The sequence below is a fragment of the Clostridium sp. AF15-41 genome, from assembly GCF_003604095.1.
Lineage (GTDB): Bacteria > Bacillota > Clostridia > Lachnospirales > Lachnospiraceae > Coprococcus.
In genome coordinates this window covers 131053-143733 of sequence record NZ_QTMQ01000003.1, presented here as the reverse complement: position 1 = coordinate 143733, position 12681 = coordinate 131053, and the positions used below count along the sequence as shown (strand labels likewise).

Genomic DNA, 12681 nt, shown 5'->3' with positions numbered 1-12681 from the left:
ATTAGAACAGAAATGGAAAACGACAGCATAGTATTTACAGATGAAGATGGCAATGAAGTTGCTTTTTCTGTTATGGAGCAGACGACTCTTGGCGGAGTGAATTATCTGCTTGTTACGGAAGACGGAGACGATGAAGATGATGGTTCTTTCCTGATACTGAAGGAGAATGCTTCAGACAGTGAAGGTGAGATGGCAGCATTTGACATCGTTGAAGATGACAAAGAATTAGAAGCAGTTATGAAGATATTTGAAGAGCTGCTAGAGGACGTAGATTTGGAGGTATAGAACATTGAAAAAATTGAATAGCGATGCGGTAAAGATTATTCCATTGGGCGGATTGGAACAGATTGGAATGAACATTACCGCAATAGAGTATGAGGACTCTATTATAGTCATTGACTGCGGTCTGGCATTCCCTGAGGACGATATGTTAGGAATCGATCTTGTAATACCGGATGTCACTTACCTTAAGGAAAACGCGGACAAAGTCAAAGGGCTTGTGGTTACCCATGGTCATGAAGATCATATCGGAGCCATTCCTTACATTGAGAAAGAACTCAATATGCCGATTTATGCAACAAAGCTTACGATGGGACTGATCGAGAATAAACTGAAAGAACATAATCTGATGAACAACACCAGACGTAAGGTTGTAAAATATGGACAGAATATCATTCTTGGAAAATTTCGCATAGAATTTATTAAGACAAACCATTCGATTGCTGATTCCGCAGCACTGGCGATCTATACGCCGGCAGGACTGCTTGTCCACACCGGAGATTTCAAGATTGATTATACACCGGTATTTGGAGATATGATCGATCTTCAGCGGTTTGCAGAGCTTGGCAAAAAAGGTGTTCTGGCATTGATGGCAGATTCCACAAATGCAGAACGTGAGGGCTTCACAAAGTCAGAAAAGACAGTAGGAAGAACGTTTGATAATCTGTTCAATGATAATCAGAATCATCGAATCATCATAGCTACATTTGCATCGAATGTAGACCGTGTGCAGCAGATCATCAATTCAGCATATAAGTATGGAAGAAAAGTAATCATCGAAGGAAGAAGTATGGTGAATATCATCAGTACGGCTTCCGAGCTCGGTTATATCGATATACCGGATAACACATTGATAGATATCAGTCAGATCAAGAATTATCCGGATGAGAAGCTTGTTCTGATCACGACAGGAAGTCAGGGTGAGAACATGGCGGCTCTGTCAAGAATCGCAGCGTCAATCCATAACAAGATCTCGATCATGCCGGGAGATGTGGTCATATTCAGTTCACACCCGATCCCGGGTAATGAAAAAGCAGTATTCAAGGTGATCAATGAGCTGGAAATGAAGGGCGCCCATGTAATCTTTGAAGACACACATGTATCGGGACATGCCTGCAGAGAGGAATTGAAGCTGATCTATGCGCTCACAAAACCGAAATATGCGATACCGGTACATGGTGAGTACAGGCATCTGAAACGCCACGCAGAGCTGGCACAGGAGATGGGTATTCCGAAAGAGAATATCAAGATTCTGACAACAGGAGATGTTCTGGAAGTAAGCGAAGATAAGCTTGAGGTGACCGGAAAAGTTCCGGCACAGGGAGTCTTTGTCGACGGACTTGGAGTCGGAGATGTCGGTAACATTGTTTTAAGAGACAGACAGCTTCTGTCACAGAACGGTCTGCTGATCATTGTGGTGACACTTGATAAATACAGCAATAACCTGATAGCGGGTCCGGATATTGTTTCCAGAGGATTTGTATATGTAAGAGAATCGGAGACGTTGATGGAGGACTGTCGTGCAGTAGTGGAGGAAGCATTGGAGAAATGCTTGCGTAAGAATGTTACAGACTGGGGCAAGATCAAGACGACGATCAAGGATTCCTTGAGTGAATTCCTGTGGAAACGGACGAAGAGAAGCCCGATGATCCTTCCGATCATTACAGAAGTATAAGACGCTTTGATAATTACCTCATGCATGGGTATAGGCTAAGAAGAAAAGAGGAATGAACAATGAGCGATGTTGTTGAACTCAGTAAAAAACTGAATGAAACGATAAAGGAATCGGAATTCTACAGGCACTATCTGGTGTGCCGCGAAAGATTATACGAACATCCGGATCTGCTTCGGGGGCTGAATGAGTTCAAAAAGAAGAACTCGGATATTCAGAACAATGCTTCGAATGATAATCCTTATGATGAGGTAGTTGCATTATTCGAGGAATATGATCCGATCGTTCATGACACTATTGTAAATGATTTCCTTCGGGCAGAACGAAAGCTTTGCAGGATGCTGAAAACAATGTATGATGAGATAGCTGATGGGCTGGATGTTGACATAAAGCAGTAGGATATGTTACAACAGTTACGTAGTGTCTGAAGGCACGAATGGATAAGGAGATTAAGATATGGCTATAGATGGAGCACTGACAATGAAACGAGTACTGCGATTCTCGGTCGGTTTACTTGTGAATGTATTTATCCTGTTTATATTGGTTAAGGTGTTTGCGTTCGGATTCGGCTTTGCTTATGATGTGTTTGCAAGTAACAGTTGCAAAGATAAGGCGGATACAAAGGTAGTAGCAGTTACGATACTTCCGGATTCATCGATCAAAGATGTCTGTGAGACATTAGATGATGCCGGAGTTGTAAAGAATGCATATGCACTGATGATTCGTATCAGAATCGGTTCTTATGCAGCAAAGATCCAGCCGGGAACGTATGAGATTGCTCCGAACTATACAAATGACGAGATCATAACCGTGATAACGGGTGGCAAGCTGGACGAGAAGGAGAAAAAAGCCGAAAGCAAAAAGGAAGAAAAGGCAAAAGATAAGACGTCGGACAGCACGACTGATGCCAAGTCGGAAAATGATACAACGGAGAAAAGTGAATGATAACAGATGAAAGAATTGCGTCCTTCATTAATTCATTTAACAGTGATTATGACGATGTGATAACTGCTATCAGAAAAGAAGCAGAAGAGCAGGAGGTTCCTATCATCCGTAGAGAAGCAGGCGAGTTCATCAAGCTTCTGATGATGATAAAGAAACCGGTAAATATACTGGAGATAGGAACGGCGGTCGGCTTTTCTGCTATTTTTATGAGCAGGTTTTTGCGAGAAGAAGGACATATTACAACGATAGAGAACTATCGACCGAGAATAGAAAAGGCAAAGGCCAATATAAGACTTGCACAGGCTGAAGATCGGATTACCTTATTGGAGGGGGATGCAAACGAGATCCTTCCGACATTACAGGGATCATTTGATCTGGTGTTTATGGATGCGGCAAAAGGACAGTATGGAAGCTTTTTTCAAAAAACGATCCCATTACTTGCTCCGGAAGGAATCCTGCTGTGTGATAATGTATTACAGGATGGAGACGTGCTTGAATCCAGGTTCGCGGTAACGAGAAGAAATCGGACGATTCATGCAAGAATGCGAGAATATCTGTATGAATTAAAACATGATGAACGGCTTGAAACAGCTATTTTAAATATTGGGGACGGAATGAGCCTGTCTGTACGAAAAGACGAATGCTGTAAATAATCGACATATGAATATGCGCGGTTGGTGTATGATATTACAGAATGAAAGAAGATAAATAAGAATTGAAAAGAGGATTGGATAAATGACAGATCGTAAAGTGGAACTGCTTGTTCCGGCAGGCAGTCTTGAAGTTTTAAAGGTTGCGGTAGATTATGGTGCCGATGCGGTTTATATCGGCGGACAGGCATATGGGCTTCGTGCGAAAGCAGATAATTTCTCGATTGATGAGATGAAAGAAGCAGCAGCATATGCACATGCAAAAAACGCAAAAGTGTATGTGACAGCGAATATATTTGCACATAATTATGATATCGATGGAATGAAAACATATTTTGAACAGTTAAAGGATACCGGCGTGGATGCTGTTCTGGTGTCTGATCCCGGTATCTTTACACTCGCAAAGGAAACTATGCCGGATATGGAGCTTCATATCAGTACGCAGGCAAATAACACCAATTATCTGACATATAACTTCTGGTATAAGCTTGGGGCAAAACGCGTGGTTACAGCCAGAGAACTGTCGCTTGCTGAGATCAGACAGATCAGGGATCATATTCCGGATGATATGGAGATTGAATCGTTCATGCATGGAGCTATGTGCATTTCTTATTCGGGAAGATGCCTGCTCAGTAGTTACTTTACAGGCAGAGATGCGAATCGTGGTGCGTGCACACATCCTTGCAGATGGAAGTACCACATCGTAGAAGAGACAAGACCGGGTGAGTATATGCCGGTTAATGAGGATGACAGGGGAACCTACATCTTTAACTCAAAGGATCTCTGCATGGTAGAACACATTCCCGAGATGATCGATGCGGGTATCGATAGCTTTAAGATAGAGGGCAGAATGAAGACTGCGCTATATGTTGCAACGGTTGCCAGAACATATAGAAAGGCAATCGATGATTATATGGAGTCGCCGGAGCTTTACAGGTCGAATATGGAATATTATAAATCAGAGATAGCAAAATGCACATACAGACAGTTCACAACTGGATTTTATTTCGGAAAGACAGATAGTGACTCTCAGATCTATGATAACAATACTTATATCAAGAATTATACTTATATCGGAAATGTGCAGCTGGTGACAGAAGACGGACTTGCGGTATTTGAACAGAAGAATAAGTTTTCTGTTGGAGAGATGATAGAGGCAATGGACTTTGACGGCACAAATATCTCGTGCCGGGTAGAAGAAATCTACAATGACAAGATGGAGAAAATGGAGTCTGCACCGCATCCGAAGATGCAGCTCTATGTAAGACTTGACCGCCCGGTATCAGCGGGGATGATACTCAGACGGCAGGAATAGGGAGGTCAGGTTTCGAGAGCTTTGCGAAGCTTGAGCAATGCACGTTTCTCGATCCTGGAAACATATGATCTGGAAATGCCCATTGCGGAGGCAATTTCTTTTTGAGTACATGGTGCTTCACCGGACAGACCGTAACGTCTGGACAGGAGCACCATTTCCTGTTTTGTAAGGTGGTGCAGCATACAATCCGGAAGCTGTTTCAGATTATAATCATGTACCATGGAATCAAGAATGGATGGAGTATCGGGACTGATGATATCCATCAGACTGATCTCGTTTCCTTCCTTGTCTGTGCCGATGGGTTCAAACAAGGATACTTCACGGGCGTGCTTTCGGTTCTGACGGAGAAGCATCAGAAGTTCGTTTTCAATACATCGGGATGCATAGGTGACCAGTCGTTTTCCTTTTTTTGAGTCGTAGGTGTCGATGGCTTTGATCAGTCCGATCGTGCCTGCGGATATCAGATCATCATTTTCGTGGCTCCCATTGTATTTTTTTGCAATATGGGCAACCAGCCGCATATTATATTCAATCAGAGTTTTTCTGGCCCGGGGATCGCCTTCTTTGCATAATTTCAGAAAATATGCTTCCTCTTTTGGTGAGAGAGGCTTTTTAAATGTCTGCACATCAATTTCTGCTCCAGCGATTTGTATATATTTTATGATGAAACTGTAAAGAACGTGCATATCCCAAAAAGAAAACTTGTTAAAATGTGAAAAAAATCAAAAAAAATTGACCAAAATCTGTTCAAAATGTTTAATTTTTTACCAGGGTGTGCTATAATCTCTAAATGAGTGTTCGTATATTTAAAAAGTGTAGGAGGACAGACCAGTATGCGATTAGGAATGGGCCGAAAAAAGATTAGAATTGGAGATATCCTTGTAGCAGCAGGAGCAATTACAGAGGAGCAGTTACAGGAGGCTCTGGCATATCAGAAAGAGAACGGCGGGAAGCTCGGAAATGTTCTCGTAGATCTGGGAATGATCAGTAACGAGATCCTTATTACTCTTCTAACACAGCAGTTAGGTATTGATTACATAGAATTGAAAGGTGCCAAGATCGAAGATAAAGTTATTCATATGGTACCTGAGAATATGGTTACAAAATATAAGGTTATTCCTATCGAGATCGATCCGGAAAACCCGAATATATTAAAACTTGCTATGTCTGATCCGATGGATATCAATGCGATTGATGATATCGGACTTGTAACAAATATGCAGGTAGAGCCGATGCTCGCAACGGAGGAACAGATCAATGATGCGATCGGCAAGTATTATGGAAGCTCAAAAGCGATGGAAGCGGCTGAGATGTATCGTCAGGAACAGGCGGATGCACTTGGTGGCGGAGATGAAGAAGAAACAAACGAAGATATTGATAATTCACCTATCGTTCTTCTGGTTAAGCAGATCATTGAGGGCGGTGTAAGACAGAGAGCATCCGATATCCATATCGAAGCACTGGAGAACAGCGTTCGTGTCAGATACAGAATTGATGGTGCGTTGAAGCAGGTAATGTCATATGACCTCAGTATTCTGGCAGGTATTACAGCCCGTATCAAGATCATAGGCGGAATGGATATCGCAGAGAAGAGAAAACCACAGGATGGTCGTATTACCATTTTCGTAGACAGACGAGAGTTCGATGTCCGTGTATCTATCCTTCCGACAGTATACGGTGAGAAGACGGTTATGCGACTTACTTCTAAAGACGGACTGACCAAGCCGAAGAGCGGTCTTGGACTTGATGAGGATGAGATCAAAGTATTTGATGGAATCCTGAGTAACCCACACGGAATCATCCTTGTTACAGGGCCTACCGGTTCCGGTAAATCAACTACACTGTACACATCATTAAGTGAGTTGAACAAAGAAGATGTTAATATTATCACGGTAGAAGACCCTGTCGAGGCGAATATCAACGGTATCAACCAGGTACAGGTAAATAATAAAGCAGATATGACATTCGCGGCAGCGCTTAGATCTATTCTTCGTCAGGATCCGGATATCATAATGATCGGAGAAATTCGAGATGGTGAGACTGCCCAGATCGCGGTTCAGGCGGCTATCACCGGACATTTGGTTGTATCAACACTCCATACAAACTCGGCAGCATCTACGATCACTCGTCTGGAAGATATGGGTATCGAGCCTTACGTTGTAGGTGATGCGGTTGTAGGTGTTATCGCACAGCGACTGGTAAGACGTCTGTGCCCAACCTGTAAACAGCCACGACTTATAGAAGATGATGAGAGACAGGTACTTGGCGTACCGGCTGATGAAGAAGACGTAATCATCTATGAGCCTGCAGGATGCCCGCTTTGTAATGATACCGGCTATGCAGGACGAATCGGTGTATATGAGATGATGCCGGTTTCAAAGGCATTACAGGCAGTTATCTCGACCGGAGCGACGGCGGATAAGATTGAGGAGCAGGCATTATCAGAAGGAATGCTTACACTGAAGATGGGTGCAGCAAAGCATGTATTAAACGGTATCACATCACTTTCGGAGATGAAGAAGATCGTTTATACAACCGGTGACGAATATTAAATGATATAAAGACATTAAAACATGCAAAGGTATAAAAACATTCATATTAGAGTGTTCATTTGAAAATGGGATGTTTTTAACAAAGAAATAATCCAAACGGATTTTTAACAGAGAAGAACTTACATACATAACTCTGTAAAAATAAATTGAAATTATGAAATGCAACAAGGAAAGGAAGGAAACAATATGCTGGATATGAAGGAACTCCTGGCATTCTCGGTTGAGGCGAAGGCATCTGATGTACATATTGCAGTCGGAATACCACCAAAGCTCAGAATTAATGGACGATTGACAGAAGTTGAAGTTCCTCCGCTTACACCTGCTGATGCGGCAGAAGCGATCGGAGCAACCATGAAAGAAAGACATGTAGCAATCTTAAAGGACAGAGGGGAGGTCGATTTCTCGTTTGACTCACCGGAGACCGGACGTTTCCGTGTGAACGTATATATGGATCGCGGTAATATGGCGGCGGCTTACAGACGAGTTGAGACACAGATCCCAAGACCTGATCAGCTTGGTATTCCGAGAGAGGTTGTTGATCTCTATAAGAGAAAGAGAGGACTTGTACTTGTAACGGGACCTACCGGTTCGGGAAAATCAACAACACTTGCTTCTATTATAAATAAAGCAAATGAAAACCTGACAGATCATATCATCACACTGGAGGACCCTATCGAGTATATCCATCATCACAACAAGGCGATCGTAAATCAGCGAGAGGTTGGTATGGATACACTCAGCTATGCGAATGCACTTCGTGCAGCCCTTCGTGAAGATCCTGACATCATTCTGGTAGGAGAGATGCGAGATCTTGAGACCATTTCAACAGCGATCACTGCAGCCGAGACAGGACATTTGGTTTTCTCGACTCTGCATACGATCGGCGCGGCAAGTACGATCGACCGTATCATTGATATCTTCCCTACAAACCAGCAGCAGCAGGTACGTGTACAGCTTGCGATGGTTCTTGAAGGCGTTATATCACAGTCACTTCTGCCTACGGCAAATGGTCAGGGACGAGTAGCGGCCTTTGAAGTTATGCTTGCTTCTCCTGCTATACGGAGTCTGATCCGTGAAGCAAAGACGCATCAGATCCAGTCGACGATTCAGACAAGCAGACAGCTTGGAATGATTACGATGGATGATGCACTGTACGATCTGTTCTCTGCGGGAACTATAACCAGAGAGATGGCAATGACATATGCACAGGATCAGCAGTACCTCAGAAAGAAGATTAACGGACAGTAAAATGTATAACAGTTTTGTGCAAATCTCACAAAAAAACTGGCGGACATAAGAAAATATTGATTATGGTAGCAAATTATAGTATTATATAATCTATATGAATGAGATTTTATGCGCTTAAAGACGCATAAAGGGTGTGGTCAGATATGATCACGGAAGAAATATGACAGGGTCGGAGGAGAAACAATGGCAGTATTTAACTACAAGGTTGTTGACAAAGATGGTAAGAATAAAAAAGGTACCATCGAGGCCCCAAACAGAGATGGAGCGGAGAAAAAGCTGAAGTCGGATGGCTATTCGATCATGAGCCTGACAGAGCAGAACAATCCATTTTCAGGGGGTTTAATTAAGAAGAAAGTAAAATCACGAGACCTGGGTGTCTTTTGTAAACAGTTTTCAGCTGTTATAAAAGCCGGTGTTACGATCATTTCCGCATTGGAACTGATGGGCGACCAGATCGAGAATCCAACACTGAAGCGTGCGGTTATGGATGCGAAAACATATGTTGAAAAAGGTGGTACTCTTGCAGATGCCCTTCGAGTAAACTCGGATGTATTCCCTCCAATCATGATCAACATGGTAGCTGCCGGTGAGTTGTCCGGTAACTTAGAGGTGTGCCTGGATCGTCTGGTAGAACACTTTGAGAAGGATAATGCATTATCCAGTAAGATCAAGGGCGCGATGGTTTATCCTATCGTAGTATTTATCGTAATGATCATCGTGGTAATCGTAGTTATGATCGCGGTTATCCCGAACTTCACCAGTATGTTTGAAGACATGGGAACAAAGCTTCCTCTTGCAACAAGAATGATGGTTGCGGCAAGTAACTTCATTATTCATAAATGGTACATATTGATCATTGTTGTAGCAGCGATCGTGTTTGCCTGTAAGGCGTTCAAGAAGAGTTCGGTTGGTGAACAGTTCTTCTCGAATATCGCGATCAAGGCTCCGGTATTCGGAAACCTGACGATCAAATCAGCTTGCTCCAGATTCGCAAGAACCATGAGCACTTTGATGGCATCCGGTATCTCTATGATCGATGCTGTAGAACAGGTAGCGAAGATGATGGATAATAAGATCATACGTGATGGCCTGATGGATGCAAAGACACAGGTTGCAAAGGGTATCCCGCTCTCAAAACCATTAAAGGATATGGAGGTTCTTCCGCCGATGTTATCAGCGATGACAAAGATCGGTGAAGAGACCGGTGATATCGAGGAGATGCTCAGTAAGGTTGCCGACTACTACGACGAAGAGGTGGAAGCAGCTACTAATAAATTAACGGCAGCAATGGAACCGTTGATCATGGTTGTACTTGCCTGTATCGTAGGTATGATTGTAGCAGCTGTATATGGTCCTATCATGAGCATGTACGATGCGATGGATCAGTATTAATACAATACATAATACATAATTTACTTACACAGTTTTACATTGATTGATTCCGGTAGAACGAGGATGCCGGTATTGATATAGTGTCATATGACACATCAACAACATAAAATAATTTAAGAAAGAAAAAAGGAGAGAATAATTATGAAGAAGAACAACAAAGGTTTCTCATTAGTAGAATTAATTATCGTTATTGCTATCATGGCAATCCTTGCAGGCGCACTTGCACCAGCACTTATCAAGTACATTAACAAGTCAAGAGCATCAACAGATATTTCAAATGCTGACACTATTCGTTCTGCATGTCAGACCGCAATGTCAAATGAAGAGGCTATGGCTTCACTTGGAAGTACTGCAAAAACAGCTACTGTAACTTCATGGAAAGCATCAGGAAGTTTTGGACAGGAACTTAGCGAGATTCTTGGTAGCGCATCATTAAAGGGTAAATATTACGACAAGAATTCTGAATTCAAAGTTTTAATTGATGTAGCAAACAATAAAGTTGAAGTTTATTCAGGTGGAAATACAAATAAATTACTTTCCCCACAGAACTAGGCTTTAACTGAAAACAAATATTTTATTTTAATAGTATTGAAAGGCAACAAAATTAAGCTGTTTGAAATTCCTCGTATGACATATTATAGCTAGTTGTTGCCTTTCGATAACATGAGTAAGATGTTTGTGGATTTATAGACATCACTATATCATAATGCAATGCAGAAAAGATATATGATGTCTTGGAAGCAGTCAGTAGTTTAGTGAGTGATTAAACTAATGACGGCAACCGGCTTGCATATAAGCTGGAAAACAAGTGAATGGTCGCATATGGAGGGTCAAACATAGAGACCATTTTGAGGGTGACAGGTTGTTCACCTTATAGCCTGTAAGATACAGGCGTATTCTATTTTTATTTATATGGGGTGAACAGCATGTAAGCTGGTACTCAGGCAATTAAGGGAGAATTCCCGACAAAACTACTGATTAGCGAGGGAGGCTATTTAAAATGGCGAGTAATAAAAAAGTCTTAACAATCGACATTACAAATGAAAGTATTACTATCACAGAAGTAACCGCTTCTGAGAAGAAGACTTCAACCGTACATAATGCCATCATCTTTGAGACTCCGGAAGACTCATACGAAGATGGTTTTATCAGAGACAAAGAAAGAATTGCAGAAGCAATCAGATCACAGCTTGCTGCAAACGGAATCACTAACAAGGACGCGATTTTCGTCCTTACCTCTACAAAGATCGTTAACAGAGAGGTCCTTGTGCCTTTCGTTAAGGAGAACAAAATCAAAGGAATTATTAATGCGAACTCATCAGAGTATTTCCCTGTTAATATAGAGGATTACACCGTATCCCATTCTGTATTAGAGACAGTCACTGATGAAGAAAATAACAAACAGTTAAGAGTCCTTGCTGTAGCAGCACCGACCAGTATGGTTCGTTCCTACTATGAAGTGGCAGCACTTGCGGGACTGAAAGTAGTGGCGCTCGATTACATTGGAAATGCCATGTTACAGCTGATCAAGACACAGACCAGTGAGAACATGACAACGATGGTAATCCAGTTAGGTAGTGAATCTACCGTATTAAATATTGTAAAAGGAGATATCCTTTTACTCCAGAGAACTGTACCATATGGTACCAATGTTGTAGTAAATGAAGTAATGGATGCAAAGGGCGTAGATGCAACGACAGCTATGACCTTACTTCAGAATGAACGTCTGATCACAGTTGATTTCGATGATAATGCGATTACCGGTTCATTCCGTTACCTGATCAATAACATTGGACGTGTGATGGATTTCTTTGCATCAAAAAATCCGGATAAGCCGATTGATGATGTATTCCTGACAGGCGATGGAGCACTGATCAAAGGAATCGATGGTTTATTCAAGGTACAGCTTAATGTATCAACCAGAGTTATGGATAGTTTATTCAATATCAAGTTTGACCCGAAGATTGATTTGAAGATTTATAATCCTGTATACCTTATGGTTCCTATCGGTGCGGCTTTTGCACCTATGGGATTTGTAATATCAGAAGGGGCAGCAGCATCTAAGAAAGAAGGAGCTGTTGATTCTACGCCTTTTGTAGTTGCATTTCTGATTCTGGCAGTGCTCGTTGCCGGTGGTGTGACTGCGGCTTCATTTATCATGAAGAATAAGGCACAGAGTGAGCTGGATGATGTAAACCGAAAGATTGAATCAATTAAAGATATTGAAACCATTGTACAGGACTATGAGGATGCAGAGAGCATCTATGTGGATGCTATGAGCATGTACAGCTACACTAAGAATCTGAATGAGAATGTAGTAACCTTTATCAATGCTTTAGAAGAGAAGATGCCAAAGGGAACAGAAGTAACAGCGTTCAATTCAGATGCGAGCGGTGTATCCATATCCGGTACTGCAGAAAAGTATGACGATGTTGCGGGTCTTGCGATCAGCTTAAAAGAAATTGACTGTATCGATAATTCATTCATCGGAAGCATTACAGAGAATGTAGATGAGGAATCAGGCAAGACTACATATGATTTCACTGTAACCTGTATCTATGTGGATGCGAATGCATCAACAGAAGATACTACAGAGACAGATGCAACATTAGCTCAGTAAGGAGGGTA

Annotated in this window: 12 protein-coding genes; 11 read left to right on the top strand and 1 reads right to left on the bottom strand. The window is 42.0% G+C overall.

Features of this window, described 5'->3' with window-relative positions; translation table 11 throughout:
• Positions 1–12 precede the first annotated feature (12 nt).
• The 6 genes from DWW43_RS03310 to DWW43_RS03285 all read left to right on the top strand — a co-directional run bounded on the left by DWW43_RS03310 (position 13) and on the right by DWW43_RS03285 (position 4861).
• The gene (locus tag DWW43_RS03310) at positions 13–285 is read left to right on the top strand and encodes a DUF1292 domain-containing protein (protein ID WP_008403031.1); all 273 of its coding nucleotides are present in this window, start codon (positions 13–15) and stop codon (positions 283–285) included.
• 4 nt (positions 286–289) lie between these two features.
• Complete coding sequence (locus tag DWW43_RS03305) at positions 290–1954, top strand: ribonuclease J (protein ID WP_008403032.1); 1665 nt, start codon at positions 290–292, stop codon at positions 1952–1954.
• A 59-nt stretch (positions 1955–2013) separates the two neighbouring features.
• Positions 2014–2349 carry a YlbF family regulator gene (locus tag DWW43_RS03300; protein ID WP_008403034.1) on the top strand — a complete coding sequence of 112 codons (336 nt, stop codon included), beginning with the start codon at positions 2014–2016 and terminating at the stop codon, positions 2347–2349.
• Between the two features lie 58 nt (positions 2350–2407).
• The gene (locus tag DWW43_RS03295) at positions 2408–2896 is read left to right on the top strand and encodes an endolytic transglycosylase MltG (protein ID WP_008403035.1); all 489 of its coding nucleotides are present in this window, start codon (positions 2408–2410) and stop codon (positions 2894–2896) included.
• On the top strand, positions 2893–3549 hold the full coding sequence (locus DWW43_RS03290) for an O-methyltransferase (protein WP_008403037.1): 657 nt from the start codon (positions 2893–2895) through the stop codon (positions 3547–3549). The genes DWW43_RS03295 and DWW43_RS03290 overlap by 4 nt, the downstream gene beginning before the upstream one ends.
• An 82-nt stretch (positions 3550–3631) precedes the next feature.
• On the top strand, positions 3632–4861 hold the full coding sequence (locus DWW43_RS03285) for a U32 family peptidase (protein WP_008403038.1): 1230 nt from the start codon (positions 3632–3634) through the stop codon (positions 4859–4861).
• Between the two features lie 5 nt (positions 4862–4866).
• On the opposite strand, the gene sigK is transcribed toward DWW43_RS03285, so the two are convergent.
• Positions 4867–5547, bottom strand: a complete 681-nt coding sequence (gene sigK / locus DWW43_RS03280) for an RNA polymerase sporulation sigma factor SigK (RefSeq protein ID WP_008403039.1) — start codon at positions 5545–5547, stop codon at positions 4867–4869.
• A gap of 147 nt (positions 5548–5694) precedes the next feature.
• Between sigK and DWW43_RS03275 the strand changes: the two genes are divergently transcribed.
• The 5 genes from DWW43_RS03275 to pilM all read left to right on the top strand — a co-directional run bounded on the left by DWW43_RS03275 (position 5695) and on the right by pilM (position 12673).
• The gene (locus DWW43_RS03275) at positions 5695–7413 is read left to right on the top strand and encodes an ATPase, T2SS/T4P/T4SS family (protein ID WP_119962719.1); all 1719 of its coding nucleotides are present in this window, start codon (positions 5695–5697) and stop codon (positions 7411–7413) included.
• A gap of 186 nt (positions 7414–7599) precedes the next feature.
• Entirely contained in the window at positions 7600–8661 is a 1062-nt protein-coding gene (locus tag DWW43_RS03270; RefSeq protein WP_084770790.1) for a type IV pilus twitching motility protein PilT, read from the top strand.
• 183 nt (positions 8662–8844) lie between these two features.
• Positions 8845–10053: a type II secretion system F family protein gene (locus tag DWW43_RS03265; RefSeq protein ID WP_119962718.1), complete on the top strand. Its 1209-nt coding sequence runs from the start codon at positions 8845–8847 to the stop codon at positions 10051–10053.
• A gap of 141 nt (positions 10054–10194) precedes the next feature.
• Positions 10195–10605: a prepilin-type N-terminal cleavage/methylation domain-containing protein gene (locus tag DWW43_RS03260; RefSeq protein WP_008403045.1), complete on the top strand. Its 411-nt coding sequence runs from the start codon at positions 10195–10197 to the stop codon at positions 10603–10605.
• A 448-nt stretch (positions 10606–11053) separates the two neighbouring features.
• On the top strand, positions 11054–12673 hold the full coding sequence (gene pilM, locus DWW43_RS03255) for a type IV pilus assembly protein PilM (protein ID WP_119962717.1): 1620 nt from the start codon (positions 11054–11056) through the stop codon (positions 12671–12673).
• Positions 12674–12681 lie beyond the last annotated feature (8 nt).